The 16,040-nt window shown below is 63.8% G+C and carries 15 protein-coding genes; 1 reads left to right on the top strand and 14 read right to left on the bottom strand.

Annotated features, from left to right (window positions below; translation table 11 throughout):
* Nucleotides 1-17 precede the first annotated feature (17 nt).
* From AC0CMF_RS21095 to AC0CMF_RS21150, 12 genes are all read right to left on the bottom strand, one after another.
* Nucleotides 18-770 (bottom strand): SDR family oxidoreductase, encoded by a 753-nt coding sequence (locus AC0CMF_RS21095; RefSeq protein ID WP_374630234.1) that lies wholly within the window; start codon nucleotides 768-770, stop codon nucleotides 18-20.
* Between the two features lie 39 nt (nucleotides 771-809).
* Nucleotides 810-2,282 carry an aldehyde dehydrogenase family protein gene (locus AC0CMF_RS21100; protein ID WP_374630233.1) on the bottom strand — a complete coding sequence of 491 codons (1,473 nt, stop codon included), beginning with the start codon at nucleotides 2,280-2,282 and terminating at the stop codon, nucleotides 810-812.
* A 113-nt stretch (nucleotides 2,283-2,395) separates the two neighbouring features.
* Nucleotides 2,396-3,016, bottom strand: coding sequence for an NUDIX domain-containing protein (locus tag AC0CMF_RS21105; protein WP_374630232.1), 621 nt, complete (start codon nucleotides 3,014-3,016; stop codon nucleotides 2,396-2,398).
* Between the two features lie 382 nt (nucleotides 3,017-3,398).
* Nucleotides 3,399-4,562 (bottom strand): iron-containing alcohol dehydrogenase, encoded by a 1,164-nt coding sequence (locus tag AC0CMF_RS21110; RefSeq protein WP_374630231.1) that lies wholly within the window; start codon nucleotides 4,560-4,562, stop codon nucleotides 3,399-3,401.
* A gap of 261 nt (nucleotides 4,563-4,823) precedes the next feature.
* Nucleotides 4,824-6,212 carry an aldehyde dehydrogenase family protein gene (locus AC0CMF_RS21115; protein ID WP_374630230.1) on the bottom strand — a complete coding sequence of 463 codons (1,389 nt, stop codon included), beginning with the start codon at nucleotides 6,210-6,212 and terminating at the stop codon, nucleotides 4,824-4,826.
* Between the two features lie 37 nt (nucleotides 6,213-6,249).
* Nucleotides 6,250-6,666 carry a type II toxin-antitoxin system VapC family toxin gene (locus tag AC0CMF_RS21120; RefSeq protein WP_019963315.1) on the bottom strand — a complete coding sequence of 139 codons (417 nt, stop codon included), beginning with the start codon at nucleotides 6,664-6,666 and terminating at the stop codon, nucleotides 6,250-6,252.
* Complete coding sequence (locus AC0CMF_RS21125) at nucleotides 6,659-7,078, bottom strand: DUF7662 domain-containing protein (RefSeq protein WP_472482450.1); 420 nt, start codon at nucleotides 7,076-7,078, stop codon at nucleotides 6,659-6,661. Before AC0CMF_RS21125 ends, AC0CMF_RS21120 begins: the two co-directional genes overlap by 8 nt.
* Before the next feature lie 59 nt (nucleotides 7,079-7,137).
* The gene (locus tag AC0CMF_RS21130; RefSeq protein ID WP_374630242.1) at nucleotides 7,138-8,505 is read right to left on the bottom strand and encodes a glutamine synthetase family protein; all 1,368 of its coding nucleotides are present in this window, start codon (nucleotides 8,503-8,505) and stop codon (nucleotides 7,138-7,140) included.
* 114 nt (nucleotides 8,506-8,619) lie between these two features.
* Nucleotides 8,620-9,669, bottom strand: coding sequence for a TRAP transporter substrate-binding protein (locus tag AC0CMF_RS21135; protein WP_019963318.1), 1,050 nt, complete (start codon nucleotides 9,667-9,669; stop codon nucleotides 8,620-8,622).
* 213 nt (nucleotides 9,670-9,882) lie between these two features.
* Nucleotides 9,883-11,220: a TRAP transporter large permease gene (locus AC0CMF_RS21140; RefSeq protein ID WP_374630228.1), complete on the bottom strand. Its 1,338-nt coding sequence runs from the start codon at nucleotides 11,218-11,220 to the stop codon at nucleotides 9,883-9,885.
* Nucleotides 11,220-11,816, bottom strand: coding sequence for a TRAP transporter small permease subunit (locus tag AC0CMF_RS21145; protein WP_374630227.1), 597 nt, complete (start codon nucleotides 11,814-11,816; stop codon nucleotides 11,220-11,222). Before AC0CMF_RS21145 ends, AC0CMF_RS21140 begins: the two co-directional genes overlap by 1 nt.
* Nucleotides 11,809-12,615 carry an N-formylglutamate amidohydrolase gene (locus tag AC0CMF_RS21150; protein WP_374630226.1) on the bottom strand — a complete coding sequence of 269 codons (807 nt, stop codon included), beginning with the start codon at nucleotides 12,613-12,615 and terminating at the stop codon, nucleotides 11,809-11,811. The genes AC0CMF_RS21145 and AC0CMF_RS21150 overlap by 8 nt, the downstream gene beginning before the upstream one ends.
* A gap of 184 nt (nucleotides 12,616-12,799) precedes the next feature.
* On the opposite strand from AC0CMF_RS21150, the gene AC0CMF_RS21155 reads away from it, so the two are divergent.
* Nucleotides 12,800-13,657, top strand: coding sequence for a MurR/RpiR family transcriptional regulator (locus AC0CMF_RS21155; RefSeq protein WP_374630225.1), 858 nt, complete (start codon nucleotides 12,800-12,802; stop codon nucleotides 13,655-13,657).
* A 475-nt stretch (nucleotides 13,658-14,132) separates the two neighbouring features.
* Here the strand turns inward: AC0CMF_RS21155 and choV are convergent, their stop codons facing one another.
* Both choV and choW read right to left on the bottom strand, forming a co-directional pair.
* Nucleotides 14,133-15,164, bottom strand: coding sequence for a choline ABC transporter ATP-binding protein (gene choV, locus AC0CMF_RS21160; RefSeq protein WP_374630224.1), 1,032 nt, complete (start codon nucleotides 15,162-15,164; stop codon nucleotides 14,133-14,135).
* Nucleotides 15,157-16,017 carry a choline ABC transporter permease subunit gene (gene choW, locus AC0CMF_RS21165; protein WP_026355441.1) on the bottom strand — a complete coding sequence of 287 codons (861 nt, stop codon included), beginning with the start codon at nucleotides 16,015-16,017 and terminating at the stop codon, nucleotides 15,157-15,159. The genes choV and choW overlap by 8 nt, the downstream gene beginning before the upstream one ends.
* Nucleotides 16,018-16,040 lie beyond the last annotated feature (23 nt).

Genomic DNA, 16,040 nt, shown 5'->3' on the forward strand with positions numbered 1-16,040 from the left:
TTTGAAGGCCTGTATCCTCAGATGCAGCGGCCGCCGTCGACTTCGAGGGCGACGCCGGTGATGAACTCGGCGTCGTCAGAGGCGAGCCACAGGGCCGCGTTGGCGATGTCCTGCGGGGTGGAGAGGCGGCCGAGCGGGATGGAGGCGCGGAACTGGGCGCGCTTTTCCGGCGTGTCCTCACCCATGAAGAGATGCAGCATGCCCGTCTCGCCTGCCACAGGGCAGAGCGCGTTGACGCGGATCTTCGCCGGGGCCAGTTCCACCGCCATGGACTTGGTGGCCGTGATGGCCCAGCCCTTCGACGCATTGTACCAGGTGAGGCCCGGACGCGGCCGCAGGCCTGCGGTGGAGGCCGTGTTGATGATGACACCGCCGCCCTGCGCTTCCATCACCGGCACAACGGCAAGCGCCGCCAGATAGATGGCCTTGGCATTCACATCGAAAATGCGGTCGAAGGTTTCCTCATCGACGCCCAGCATGGAGCCATTGCGGTGGGAATAGCCGGCGTTGTTGACGAGGATATCGAGCCGCCCGAAATGGCCGGTGGCCGCCGTCACCATCGCCCCCACATCGGCTCGCACCGTCACGTCTGCCGTCACCGCAATGGCTGCCTCACCGATTTCCGAGGCCACACGCGCCGCCGCTTCGCCGTTGAGATCGGCGACGATGACCTTCGCCCCCTCGCTGGCAAAGAGCTTGGCCATGCCCTCGCCAAAGCCGGAGCCTGCGCCCGTGATGACTGCCACCTTGCCCTTGAGCCGGTCTGCCATGAATTCCTCCCTGAATTGCTGAATTGTTTGGGGCCTGCGTCAACCGTGACGCAGCACCAGTGTCTTGGTTGCCGAGAAATCGTAGAGCGCTTCAAAGCCCTTCTCGCGGCCATGACCTGATTTCTTGAAGCCGCCGAAGGGCAGCTCGATGCCGCCGCCCGCGCCATAGGCGTTGACGAAGACCTGACCCGCACGAACCGCCTTGGCGACCCGCACCGCCCGCTGGGCATCCCGCGTCCACACGCCTGCCACGAGGCCGAACTCGGTGCCATTGGCAATGCGCAGCGCCTCGTCTTCATCGCGGAAGGGGATCAGCGACAGCACCGGGCCGAAGATTTCCTCACGCGCGATCAGGTGATCGGCAGGCACTGGACCAAAGACGCGGGCCGGGACGAAGTGGCCTTCGCTTGAAGCATCCGGCGCAATCGCCCCTTCCGCAATCAGGGGGATGCCATCGGCTAGCGCCCGGTCCACGAAGGACTGTACGCGCCGCAGCTGGCCCGCATTGATCAGCGGCCCAAGGTCGAGATCGGCGCTGTGCGGGCCGGACACGAGGGTGCGGATGCGTGCGCGCAGGCCCTCCACCACCGCATCCCAGATGCCCTTGTGCACCAGCACGCGGCTGCCGGCCGAACAGGTCTGGCCGCAGTTCTGGATGATGGCATTGACGATGACCGGCAGGGCCGCGCCGAGGTCGGCGTCGTCAAAGACGATCTGCGGCGACTTGCCGCCCAGCTCCAGCGTGCAGCCGATGTGGTTCTTCGCCGCTGCCGTCTGGATCATCACCCCCACTTCCGGCGAGCCGGTGAAGGTGAGGTAATCGAGCCCCGGATGGTTGGAAAGGGCGGCGCCAGCTTCGGAGCCCAGCCCCGGCACCACGTTGAAGACGCCCGCCGGAAAGCCTGCTTCCAGCGCCAGTTCGGCGACGCGCAGCACGCTGAGACAGGCATCTTCAGCCGGCTTCAGCACCAGCGTGTTGCCCATGGCCAGCGCCGCACCGGCGACACGGCCCATGATCTGCGCCGGATAGTTCCAGGGGATGATGCCGCCGACAACGCCATGCGGCTCGCGCAGGGTCATGGCCAGAAAGCCGTCAGACGTGGGGATCGTATCCCCCATCACCTTGTCTGCCGCCCCGCCATAAAATTCAAAGTAGCGGGCCAGCGCGGTGATATCCGCCTTGCCCTGCTTCAGCGGCTTGCCCGCATCAAGGCTTTCCAGAGCGGCAAGCTCGTCATGATGTTCAGTGACCAGCGCCGACAGCTTCATCAGCAACCGGCCACGGTCTGCCGCCGTCAGCTTCGGCCAGGGGCCTGTCTCGAAGGCCTTGCGGGCGGCAGCCACAGCCCGGCCGACTTCCGCCGCATCACAGCGCGGGATGAGGGCAATGACCTTGCCATCCGAGGGGCACAGGCTTTCAAACTCCTGCCCATCCGGCGTGAACACCCGCTCGCCATCGATGATGGCCGCCGGCTTCAGCACATCCCCTGCCGCAATGGTCCGTAATGGCATGACTTCCTCCCTGCTCGCGGAACTGACAGGCTGCGCCGCGCTTTCCGGCCCGCCGTCCTCCCGTCTGCGCGTTACATGATTTGCACGCTAACGGATGAAAAACGCCGGTGCAATCAATCCGCGCCGGAAAACAGCTCCGGCTCTGTCAGCATCAGATGCTGCAACAGGATCAAGGCCTTGGCATCGCGGATCGCGCCCTGCCGCCACAGCTGCGCCACCTCGCTGCAGGTCAGCTCGTGGACGGTGATATCCTCGCCCTCCTCGACCAGACCACCGCCGCGCTGGCGCTCAATCCCGGTGTAGTCGCACAGGAAATGATCCACCCGGCTGCCCAGAATGCCGGGGCTGGAATAGCTGGAACAGGCCAGTTTCAGCCCCTGCGCCTCGACGCCGAACTCCTCCATCAGCTCGCGCCGTGCCCCGTCCAGCACGTCCTCGCCCTCCTCGAGGCGGCCCGCGCAAACCTCCCAGGGGAAGGGGTCATCCTGATCGGCCATCACCGGCACCCGCAGCTGGCGGCAGAGCAGCAGGCATTTGCGCCTGCGGTCCACCGGCAGGATGGCCACCACATTGCGGCCATAGCGCACCACCTCACGCACGATGGTCTGCTGCCCGCCATCGCTGCGGTCCTGATCCACGGTGATCTCCTCCACCGTGCAGCGGCCCTCATAGACCATCCGGCGGGCGCGCACGGAAATGCGCTTGCGGCGGGCGGCATCATCTTCGCTGTTCATGGGATTTCCTGACGGAGTGATTGAGACTGGACGGGGAGCCTAGCCGATGTGGCGGGGTTCTGCACGGGGGGCGTTTGTTTTGATCCTGGCTTTCATGCGGTGCCGGATGTGAGAGCATTTGAGGCATCAAGATCATAACAGGCCCCGGCACAAGGCCGGGGCGGCGCGGAGAGTTGGTTCATCTTCCGAAGAGCCCCGGAACCCTGCGGTAAGCTACGCCCAAAGCCTCCCCACCGCGCCGTCCCGGCCTCCGTGCCGGGACCTGTCAGGGACTTCGCAGCCAGCGGGTTCACAATGCAATCTGCCTGCCTCCGCTGAAGACAAAAGGCGCAGCCCTCGCGGGCCGCGCCTTCCGTCAGTTCAGGTCATCTTCGTCCGCAGATCACAGCTCGCCGGAGAGGGCTGCGTCGAAGATGGCGAGGGCGGCGTCGCGGGTGAGTTCGACCGGGTTGCCGCCTGCGGTCGGATCGACGATGGCCATGTCCGCGATGAGGTCACGCTTGACATCATCGACACCGAGGCCGCCGATGGTGTGGGGCACGCCGAGATCGGCGCGCATCTTCAGGATATGCTCCAGGAAGCCGTCGAAGCCGCCCTTGATCCCGCAGAACCCGGCCAGACGCTCGATCTTCGCTTCGATGGCGGAGCGGTTGAACTTCAGCACATAGGGCATGAAGACCGCATTGGTCATGCCGTGGTGCGTGTCATAAAGCGCGCCGACCGGATGGGACAGGGCGTGGATGGCGCCAAGGCCCTTCTGGAAGGCCACCGCGCCCATGGCACCGGCGCTCATCATGTTGCCGCGCGCCACCAGATCCTGACCATTGGCGGCAACCAGCGGCAGGTTTTCCAGCGCAAGGCGGGCGCCTTCCACGGCGATGCCTTCCGACATCGGGTGATAGAAGGGCGAGCACAGGGCCTCAAGGCAATGGGCCAGCGCGTCCATACCGGTGCCGACGGTGATCATGCGCGGCATGCCGGTGGTCAGTTCCGGATCGCAGATGACGTAGGCAGGCAGCATCTTCGGGTGGAAGATCACCTTCTTGGTGTGGGTCTCCTCATTGGTGACCACACCGGCGCGGCCGACTTCCGAGCCCGTGCCAGCCGTGGTCGGCACGGCAACAATCGGAGCAATACCGGCTGGGTCGGCGCGGGTGTACCAGTCGCCGATATCCTCGAAGTCCCAGATCGGGCGGGTCTGGCCGGACATGAAGGCAATCAGCTTGCCCGCATCAAGGCCCGAGCCGCCGCCCACGGCGACGACGCCGTCATGGCCGCCTGCCTTGTAGGCGGCAACGCCTGCGGAAATGTTGCTGTCGACCGGGTTGGGCTTCACGTCCGAGAAGACGGCAGCCTCGATGCCATCGGCCTTGAGCAGGCCGAGCATGGCTGTGGTCATCGGCAGCTTGGCAAGGCCGGGGTCGGTGACCAGCAGCGGGCGCTTCATGCCCGCAAGCTTCACGACGGCGGCCAGCTCCTTGATGCGCCCGGCACCAAAGCGCACGGCAGTCGGATAGGACCAGTTGACAGAGGGAACGGTGGTCATGGTTCAGGCTTTCAGATTGAAGGTCTCGAAATCAGTCCGCAGAACGTCCCCCTCCCCCTTGAGGGGAGGGGTTAGGGGTGGGGGTATCGGCCTTCCGGTTCAACCGGAAAGCCATTTCCGCTGCGGCGCTGATACCCCCCTCTGTCTGCTCACGCAGACATCTCCCCCTCAAGGGGGGAGAGGGGCGCTGCGGCAATATCGAAGGCATCTGCAACACTGCGTGCCTTCACATCATTGTCCAGCCAGCGCCGCAAATCCGGTTCAGTGTTCCTTGCGCAGATGGAAGGACTTGGGCCGCGTCAGGTTGGCGAAGCCCACCTGCGACAGGGCGGCGCCCTTGCCGGTGTCCTTCACGCCGGTCCAGACAAGGCCGGGATCCACATAGTCGCAGCGGTTCATGAAGACGGTGCCGGTGTCGATCTCGCCGCCGATCCGCTCGGCCGCATCGAGGTCTTCCGTCCAGATCGAAGCGGTGAGGCCATAGGGGCTGTCATTCATCAGCTGGATGGCTTCCGCATCGTCCTTCACCTTCATGATGCCGACGACCGGGCCGAAGCTTTCCTCGCGCATCACCGACATCTGGTGATTGACGTTGGTCAGCACCTGCGGAGCGAGGTAGGGCGTTCCGGCCTTGTCCATCGGGAAGGCGGACGTGTCGATATGCGCCTTGGCACCCTTGCGCAGCGCCTCTTCCGTCTGCTCGCGCACCCAGGTGGCAAAACGCGTCTGCGCCATGGGGCCGATGGTGGTTTCCGTATCGAGCGGATTGCCGAGCTTGTACTGCCTGGTCAGATCGACAAAGCCGTCCACGAAGGCGTCGTAGCGGCTTTCATGCACATAGATGCGCTCGATGCCACAGCAGCACTGGCCGGAGTTGAAGAAGGCACCATCCACCAGATTGGCAACGGCATAGTCGAGATCGGCATCGGCCATGACATAGGCCGGGTCCTTGCCGCCCAGTTCCAGCCCCATGGTGGCGAAGGTGCCGGCCAGCGCCTTTTCAATGGCCTTGCCGCCTGCAACCGAGCCGGTGAAGTTGACGTGGTCCACAAGACCGGAGCCGAGCAGTCTTTCCGTGCCCTCGTGGGTCATGACGATGTTCTGGAACACGCCCTCCGGCAGCCCGGCCTTCTTGAAGGCCTCGGCAAAGCGCTCGCCCACCAGCAGCGTCTGGGCAGCGTGCTTCAGCAGCACCACGTTGCCCGCCATAAGCGCCGGGAAGATGGTGTTTCCGGCCGTCAGGAACGGGTAGTTCCACGGCGCAATGACCATGACGAGGCCCAGCGGCTCCATCTTGAGGTAGCGCTTGAAACCGGGGCGCTCCGGCGGAACGATATTGGCCAGTGCATCCTTGGCGATGCTGGCCATGTAGCGGGCGCGCTCTTCCACGCCGCCCTTCTCGCCGCCGAAACGCACCGGGCGGCCCATCTGCCAGGCCAGTTCCGGCACGATTTCCTCATTCATCGCCAGCAGCGCCTCAAGTGCCTTCAGGCACAGGCCGATGCGCGTTTCCAGCGGCGTTGCCGCCCAGCCCGGCTGTGCTGCCTTCGCCGCCGTGACCGCCCGGTCAACCGCCGTGGCGTCTGCAGCAGCCCTTTCGGCGTAAACCGATCCATCGACCGGCGATATCAGCTTGATTGTTTCGGTCATGTTCTTCTTCCAGTTGGCAAAAGCCGTTGTGCCCGCATCAGCAGGCAAGTGTCCTGACATGGCCCGCCTCGCCATAAGCGAGGATGGCACGATCCCGTGTGACGATGGTGAGATCGTGTTCACGGGCTGTTGCAATCAGAATTCTGTCCATCGGGTCGTTGTGAACCGGCTCCGGCAGATAGGAGGAGGCGATCAGAATGCCCGCCGTCACCTCTTCCACCTGAATGCCTGCCACATCGACAAATTCCTCAAACCAGCGCAGCGGCGGCTTGGTCGATGCCAGCCGCCCCTTGGCCACAAGCACGCCAAGCTCCCACGCCGACATGACAGACAGGCGAAGGGGATGCTTCGCCGTATCCACCGCGCCAATGGCCTTCATCGCCGCATCAGAGACCGGAGCCCCCTGCGACAGCCAGATCATGGCGCATGTGTCGAGCAGCAGCGGCTCAGACATCCTCGTAGACCTTCCCCCACTCCCCGTCGGCAGGATGCACCAGATCGCTCTCCGACAGCACCGTCAGCGTTCCCTTCATGCAGCCGAAGATGCTGGCTGCCGGACGGACCGCCTTCACTGTCTGCACGGTTTGATCCTTATGCGCCTTGCGGAAAGTCAGCCTTTCCGCCGCCAGATCCACATTGGCCGTCACATAGCCGGCATCGAGCCATGCTTTTGTAATAACACTGTTGCTTGGGTTGTTGCTCCACCAGGCCCGGTGCTTGCGCGCCGAGGCCGGCAGGCTGCCGTCGATCAACCTTTCGATTTCCGAAAAGCTCATCGAGAGAGTCTCGAACTTTCCGGACTTCAAATAGGTTCCAAGCGGATCATACTTGTGCATCGCCAAGCTCCTTCGCACGCTGTGCATCATCAGTCACAATCGTACGGGAAAACAACACACCCATCAACAGTGCATATAATGTACCTATTTCAGCACCTCTCAAACCCGCGGGCCAGTTCGTAATCCGTGACAACGCGGTCGAATTCCTCCTGCTCCCATTCCCCGGCGCGGGCGTAATGCTCGACAACGCCGTCACCGAAAGCCTCGCGCAGCATCTTCGACTTGCGCAACGTCTCCGTCGCATCGCGCAGGGTGCGGGGGATCTGCTTGGCCTTCTGCGCCTGATAGATGTCGCCGGTCATCGGCGGGGCAAGGTCCAGCTTCTCCTCGATGCCGCGAATACCGGCCGCGATCTGGGACGCAAGGGCCAGATAGGGATTGAGGTCCGAGCCGCCAATACGGCATTCCACGCGCACGCCCTTCGAGCCCTCGCCGCAGAGGCGGAAGCCTGCCGTGCGGTTGTCGATGGACCAGACCGTGCGGGTGGGCGCAAAAGTGCCGCGCTGGAAGCGCTTGTAGCTGTTCACATAGGGCGCCAGGAAATAGGTGTAGTCGCCCGCGTATTTGATGAGGCCCGCCATGTAGTGCTTCATCAGCGCCGACATGCCGAGGCTGTCCGAAGCATCGAAGAAGGCGGGCTTGCCGTCCAGCGTCCACAGCGACTGGTGGATATGGGCGGAAGAGCCTGTGCGGTCCTTGTGCCACTTGGGCAGGAAGGTAACGCCGTGCCCCTTCTGCCAGGCAATCTCCTTCACCGCATGTTTGGCGATGGTGTGATAGTCGGCGCAGAGCATGGCGGGGGCATAGCGGATGTTCAGCTCCTCCTGCCCGGCCTCGGCCTCGCCCTTGGTGTTCTCCACCGGGATGCCCGCAGCATAGAGATGGTTGCGCACCGGGCGCATCACATGCTCTTCCTTGGTGGTGGCGAGGATGTGGTAATCCTCGTTATAGGCGGAGATCGGCTCCAGATCGCGGAAGCCGGACTTGCGGATCTCGTCGAAGCTCTTCTCGAACAGGAAGAACTCCAGCTCCGTCGCCATCATCGCCTGAAAGCCCATGTCCTTCAGCCGTGCCACCTGCCCCTTCAGCAGGGCGCGGGGCGAGTGCGGCACGTCGGCGTGGGTGTGGTGATCCTGCACGTCGCACAGCACCATCACCGTGCCCTCCAGCCAGCCGAGGCGGCGGATGGTGGAAAGATCCGGCTTCATCACATAGTCGCCATAGCCGCGCGACCAGCTGGTCGAGGCATAGCCTTCGACCGTGTACATTTCGAGGTCCGTTGCCAGCAGATAGTTGCAGCAATGGGTCTCGTCATAGGCGCTGTCGATGAAGTGGCGCGCATGGAAGCGCTTGCCCATCAGGCGGCCCTGCATGTCGATGATACAGGCCAGAACCGTGTCGACCGTACCTTCCTGAACGGCCTGTTTCAGGGCGTCGAATGTCATGTTGGCAGCCATCTGGATGATCGTTCCGTTCATTCTTGAAAGTGACCGGGCGGCGCAGCCTCCCGCGCCGCCGTTGATCGCAGGCAGCGGCGCGAAGCTCCGCGCCGCCGCAAACCTTGCGCCGGATCAGCCGTAACGGTACGGACGGCCAGCCTTGGCCATGGCTGCGTTGTATTTCTTGATGATCTCGACCACCTTAGCCTTGGTCTCGGACTCGGCGGCAATCTCGTCCCAGAACTTGCCTGCAGCAGCTTCCACCGTCGCCCATTCCTCGTCCGGAATGGAGGTCAGCTGCAGCTTGGTGCCGTTGACGCGCAGGTCCGCTTCGCCGCCCCAGTACCACCACTGGCGGTAGAGATGGGAGGAATCCATGGCGAGCTGCAGCATGATCTTCAGGTGATCAGGCAGCTCGTTCCAGCGGTCCATGTTGGCGAAGAAGTGGCCGATCCAGGCGCCCGAGATGTTGTTGGTGAGGAAGTACTTGGTCACATCCGCCCAGCCGACGGTGTAATCCTCGGTGATGCCGGACCAGGCGATGCCGTCCAGTTCACCGGTCTGTACCGCCGTCTGAATGTCTTCCCACGGCAGGGTGACCGGCACGACGCCGAACTGCGACAGGAAGCGGCCGGCGGTCGGGAAGGTGAAGATGCGCTTGCCCTTGAGATCGGCCAGGGAGTTGATCGGGTCCTTGGTGGCGAAGTGGCACGGGTCCCAGGCACCGGCGGAAATGTGCTTCACGCCGACGCGCGCATATTCCTCTTCCCAGATTTCCTTGAGGCCATACTGGTTGAACAGCACCGGCACATCGAGCGAGTAGCGCGTGGCAAAGGGGAAGTAACCGCCGAAGACGGTCACCTCGGTGGGCGAGGCCATGGAGTCATCGTCCGACTGCACCGCATCGATGGTGCCGCGCTGCATGGCGCGGAAGAGTTCGGAGGTCGGCACCAGCTGGTCGGCGTAGAACAGCTCGATTTCCATCTGGCCGTTGGCGGCCGCATTGAAGGCATCGATGGCCGGCTTGATCACGTGCTCGCCAAGGGCAGGCCCGGCATAGGTCTGCAGGCGCCACTTGATCGGCGCCTGGGCGAGAACCGCCGGAGCGGCCAGCGTGGTGGCGCCTGCTGCAACCGTTGCACCAAGGCCCGCATTCTTCAGGAATTCACGTCTGCTGGTCATGTCTGCTAACTCCCCTGTTGGTCATGATCATGGTGTCCCGGACAGCTGCCTTTGCGGCCTTGTTCTTGCCTGTCCGGCTTCCCCGAAGTGACGGCCTTGCGGATTGCCCCGTGCGCCCGTCCGGTTTCAGTCCTCCCCGTCCGCTTCCCGCCCGCTGTGACGGCGGGTGAAGCAGTTTGCCTTGCCTGCACGCGGGCACCCTGCCCGCACGCCCTATCCGTAGACCTGCTGCGGCAGCCAGAGCGCCACCTGCGGAAACAGCATGATGATAACGAGCGCCAGGATCATCACCAGAACAAACGGGACGATGGAGGCGTAAATGTCGCTGAGCCTGATCTCCGGCGGCGCCATGGCGCGCATCAGGAACAGGTTGTAGCCGAAGGGCGGCGTCATATAGGCGATCTGCGTTGTGACCGTGTAAAGCACGCCGTACCAGATCAGCACCTGATCGGGCGGCAGGCCAAGGTCGAGCTTGGCCACCAGCGGCACATAAAGCGGCGCAACGATCACCAGCATCGCCGTGTCGTCCAGGAACGTGCCCATGACGAGGAACGACACCTGCATCAGGATCAGGATGGTCCAGGGGTTGAGCCCCAGTTCCACCGTGAAGAAGCTCTCGATCGCCTTCACCGCCCCGAGCCCGTCGAACACGGCGCCGAAGCCGAGAGCGGCAAGGATAATCCACATGAACATGCAGGAGATCAGCAGCGTCTGGCGCACGCAGGACTGGAAGATCTGCCGCGTCATGCGCCGCTTGACAAGCGCCACGGCAAGCGCCGCAATCGCGCCGATGGCCGAGCTTTCAACAAGGCTGGTCCAGCCCTTGACGAAGGGCACCATCATGACGAGGAAAATGCCGATGGGCAAAAGGCCGGCGGAGAGCAGCCGAAGCTTTTCCGCCATAGGGATGTTGCGCTCTTCCACCGGCAGCGCCGGCCCGAGCCTCGGCTGCAGGGCGCAGCGCACCGCCACATAGAGGATGAACATGGCGGCCATCATCAGCCCCGGCAGGACGCCGGCCAGCCACAACTGGCCAACGGGCGCGCGGGCGATCATGGCATAGAGCACCAGCACCACAGACGGCGGCACTAGGATGCCGAGAGACGATCCGGCCTGAATGACGCCAGTGACCATACGCTTGTCATAGCCGCGCCGCAGCAGCTCCGGCAGGGCGATGGTGGCGCCGATGGCCATGCCCGCGACGGAGAGCCCGTTCATGGCCGAGACCAGCACCATGAGGAGGATCGTGCCGATGGCAAGGCCGCCACTGACCGGCCCCATCCACACATGGAACATGCGGTAGAGGTCTTCGGCGATCTTCGATTCCGACAGCACATAGCCCATGAAGATGAACATCGGCAGGGTGAGCAGCGGATACCAGGCCATCAGCTTCATGGCCTGCGCGAAGGGAATGTCGTAGGAGCCCGTGCCCCACAGGGCCAGCGAGGCGATGGTGGCAATGCCGCCGATGGCCCCGAAGACGCGCTGCCCGGTGAGGAGCATCAGCATCATCGAGGAGAACATCAGGATGGCGATCATCTCGTAGGACATCAGATTTCCTCCCCACGGATGCGCGCAATATCCTTCAGGAATTCGGAGAAGGCCTGCAGCAGCATGAGCAGGAAACCGAAGCACATGACGAATTTGATCGGCCAGAGCTCAGGCCGCCAGGCGCTGCGGCTGCGCTCCAGAAAGCCCAGCACCTTTCCGGCCGCCTCGCTGCCGCCGGTGACATAGGCGTAGATCAGATCACCAAAGAAGTGGAGCGGCTGGGTGCCGAAATAGCCGAGCGAATAGGCCGCAGAGCCCATGGCGCCATAGAACAGCACGCCGAGATAGAAGATCAGCAGGAACACCGTGAAGGCGTCGAACCACGCCTTCTTTTTCAGGGACCAGTCCGCATAGAAAAGATCCATCCGCACGCTGCCGCCCGCCTGCAGGGCATAGGGGCCGCCGAGAATGTAATAGGTGACCATGGCGAATTGCGCGGCTTCCAGTGTCCAGAGCGAGGGCTGGAAGAAGGTCTTGGAGATGGACGACCACAACAGGATCGCCATCAGGATGAACAGCCCGTACATGACGAGCCGCCCGAGCCCCCGGTTGAAGCCATCCACCCAGCGGATATAGGCAAGGGCCGCTCTAGGCATTGCCGCTCCCCTTGCCGCCGGACAGGCCAATCCGGGCACGGGCGGCCTCCAGAATGCGGGCGAGCCTTGCGCCCCATTCCCGTTCCTGCTCTGCCGTCACCAGCTCGTTGTTGCGCACCTCGATCATGACACACGCCCGGCCCCGGGATTCTCCATGCCGGTTCACTGTGTAATAGACCCCGTCAGCGGGGGAATAGGGCTCATTGTCGCCCACCGTCAGCCCGCCTTCGGCTTCCAGTTCCCGGATCAGAAAATCGGCCAGCCGCCGGTCCTGCGCAGCGATGATGCCGATTTCCCACGGGCGGCTGACGCCCTTGTAGACCGGGGTGTAGGTGTGCACCGAAACAACGATGCTGGCCTGTCCGCGTGCATCCCGTTCTGCGAGCACAGCTTCCGCCGCCGCATGGAACGGGGCATGCGCCAGCGCGATGCGCTTCCGCCGTTCCGCCTCCGTCAGGTTCTCATTGCCGGGAATACGGGTCGTCTCGCTGATGGCCGGGATCAGGTCATGGGCGTCATGCTGACGGTTGCAATCGATGATGAGCCGCGACACCAGCGGATAGATCAGCGGCGCATCCAGCAGGCGCGCCATCTCGCGGGCGGTGCCCAGTGCACCGGGGTCCCAGGCGATATGCGCAACACGGGCTTCCGCGCTGAGGCCAAGATCGCCATACTCCGGCGGAATCACGTTGGAGGCGTGATCGACAAGCAGGACAAAATCGCTCTGCCCCTGGCGGTTCTCGATGGAAATGGCCGCACCTGTGCCGTGCTCCGGCTGCGGTTCCCCTGCCTGCCCCATAGCTGCTCCCGATACCTCTGGCGGCCGGATCTGCGCTTGTATTTTTTGTTACAGATTTGCGAAGTCCGGCTGTCTGTGTATGATTTGATACACAGTTTGAAGCCGTGTCAAACACAAAACGAAGGCACCTGCCGAACATGTGCCACCTGCCTTCTCAAGCGGCAGACAGAACCGGGAACAGCCCATGGAACGCGCACTGACCGAGGAAATCCGGGAGCGGCTGGACGAGTTCACCACCACCGAACGGCGGGCGGCGGTGGCGCTGCTGGCCAATTATCCGATGCTGGGTCTGGAGACGGTCGCCCAGTTCGCTGAAGCTGCCGGTGTCAGTTCGCCGACGATCCTGCGTTTTGTTGCAAGGCTAGGCTTTCCGGGCTTTGCCGATTTTCAGAAGCGGCTGCGCGCAGAGCTTGAGAACCAGCTGAAATCTCCTCTTGCCCGCGACCCGGCATTGCCGGAAGCAGGCTCGGGCTGCGGCAATGCCTTTGCCGACAAGCTGGTCGAGAACCTGCGCGAGACATTCCTGCATCTGCCGCAGAAGGACATCGAAGCCTTCGTCCGGCTGCTCGCGGACGAAAAGCGGACGGTTCACATCATCGGCGGGCGCTTCACCGATGCGCTCGCCCGTTACATGGCCGCGCATCTGCGCATCGTGCGCCCCGGCGTGCAGCATGTGGCGGGGCAGCAGGGCAACTGGCTGGACCAGCTCATCGGCATGGGGCCGAAGGATGTGCTGGTCGTCTTCGATATCCGCCGCTATCAGGCCGAAATCATCCGCTTCGCCGAGGCGGCCGCCCGGCAAGGGGTGACGGTGGGGCTGATCACCGACAGCTGGATGTCACCCATCGCCCGTATCGCCGCCCATGTGCTGCCCGCCCGCGTCGCCTTGCCCTCGCCGTGGGATTCCTCCACCGCGCTGATGGCCATCGCCGAGGCCTTGATTGCCGGTGTGACGCAGGAAAACTGGACCCGCAGCGAGCAGCGCATGAAAGCCCTCGAAGCCCTCCGCCACACCCGCGACCCGGAACGCCCGGCGGATTGAGACGATTGTGGCGGAGGAGACCTTTCCCCTGCACTATCCGTATCCGTCATGCCATTGCCCTGACAATGGCATCCATGCCGTGCCCTCACCGCAGGTCACAGCCGCGAGAGGACTGGAAGAAGGACTGCGATCTGGTCATTCGAGCAAGGCGTTTCAGCCCCCCTCCCCCTCGTGGGGAGGGGTGAGGGGTGGGGGGCTCTGAGCCTGCAAGGGTTTGAAAAATTGAACTTTTCCTGAAGAGATACCGAAAGGAATGGGCGTCCTGAGACAATGAGTTCCCTGCCAGCCGGAAAGGCTTTCCCCCCACCCCTAACCCCTCCCCACGAGGGGGAGGGGGGCGGAGGCGTCCAGCCAGAAAGCAAGGGCATCAGTGCGGGCAATGTCCGGACCTAATGCGTCAACCTAACAGCTCTAACCTGTGCTATCCGTCATGCCACTGCTCTGACACTCGCATCACAGCAGAGGCCACCTCCCCTCACCCCATCGCCGCCAGCAGGTCCCCCTCGCGGATGAGACCGGCGGGGATACCGCCGTTGAGGACGATAACGGGGCCTGCCGACTGGCGCTTGAGGGCGATGACCTCGCGCAAGGGCGTGGCAAGATCGCAGCGGGAACAGTCGTCTGCGGCAGCGGCCTGCGCCTCCACAGGCACCATCACGTCCTGCGCCCGCAGCACGTTGAGCGGATTCATGTGGGCGACGAAATCCGCCACATAAGGCGTTGCCGGAGAGCGGACGATCTCCTGCGGCGTGCCGAGCTGGATGATGCGGCCGCCCTCCATGATGGCAATGCGCGAGCCGATCTTGGCCGCTTCATCAAGGTCATGGCTGACGAAGATGATGGTGCGGTGAAGCTTGCTCTGCAGTTCCAGAAGCTCATCCTGCAGCCGGTCGCGGATCAGCGGGTCCAGTGCCGAGAAGGGCTCGTCCATCAGCAGGATCGGCGCATCCGTGGCAAAGGCGCGGGCAAGGCCGACACGCTGCTGCATGCCGCCGGACAGCTCGTGCACCTGCTTGCCGCCAACCCCTGCAAGACCGACCAGCTCCAGCTGTTCGGCCACCTTGCGCCGGCGCTCAGCCACCGGCATGCCTGCGACCTCAAGCCCGAAGCCGACATTCTCCGCCACCGTGCGCCAGGGCAGCAGGGCGAATTGCTGGAACACCATGGCCACCCGGCTGCGGCGCAGGCGGCGCAGCCGCTCCGGACCGCAGGTGGCCGGATTGACCAGCCCGTCCTCATCCCGCACCAGCGCCTCGCCCCGGATGACCGGGTTGAGCCCATTGACGGCGCGCAGCAGCGTGGACTTGCCCGAGCCGGACAGGCCCATCAGCACGATCACCTCGCCCGGCATGATGTCGAACGTGGCACCGGCAACGCCCAGCGTCTGGCCGGTTTCTTTCTGGATTTCGGTGCGGGTGCGGCCCGCATCGATCAGCGGCAGGGCGGACCTGGGGTCCGAGCCGAAGACGATATCCACATTGCGGAAGGAAACGGCAGCTTCAGTCATTCGCGCCTCCCTTGCGGGTCTTGCCCGAACGGCCCTTGAAGAAACGGTCAAGCACGATGGCAACCAGAACGATGGCCACACCCACCTCGAAGCCCATGGCAATGTTGACCGAGTTGAGTGCCCGCAGCGTCGGCACGCCGAGGCCGTTGGCCCCCACCAGCGCTGCAATCACCACCATCGACAGGGACAGCATGATTGTCTGCGTCAGTCCGGCCATGATCTGCGGCAGGGCATAGGGAAGCTCCACCTTCCACAGAAGCTGCCAGCGGGTGGTGCCGAAGGCCTCGCCCGCCTCAATCAGCTGCGTGGGCGTCGAGGACACCCCCAGCTGGGTCAGGCGGATCGGCGCAGGCAGCGCGAAGATCACCGTGGCAATCAGGCCCGGCACCATCCCGAGGCCGAAGAGAATGAGCGCGGGAATGAGATAGACGAAGGTCGGGATCGTCTGCATCAGATCCAGCACCGGCTGGAGGAACGCATAGAAGCGCGGGTTATGCGCAGCCACGACACCAATCGGCACGCCAACAGCCATGCAGATTGCAGTCGAGCCAAGCACCAGCGCCAGCGTATCCATCGTGGCCGTCCAGTAGCCCTGATTGATGATCAGCAGCAGCGAGCCCAGCACCAGCAGCGGAAAGCCGATGTTGCGGCGGACCACATAGGCCAGAACGGTCACGACCGCGACGACCGTCAGCGGATGCGGCGTCTTCAGCACCCACAGCAGGCTGCCGATAAAGGCTTCAATTGTGTAGGAAATGGCATCAAAGACCATGTAGGCATTGGTGGTCAGCCAGTCGACCACCGATCTTGCCCAGGGGCCTATGGGAAGCTTGTGGCTGGTCAGCCACTCCACCGCCTGGGCGGGCAATGAGGCCG

This window comes from Pannonibacter sp. CBAS1226, assembly GCF_055685825.1.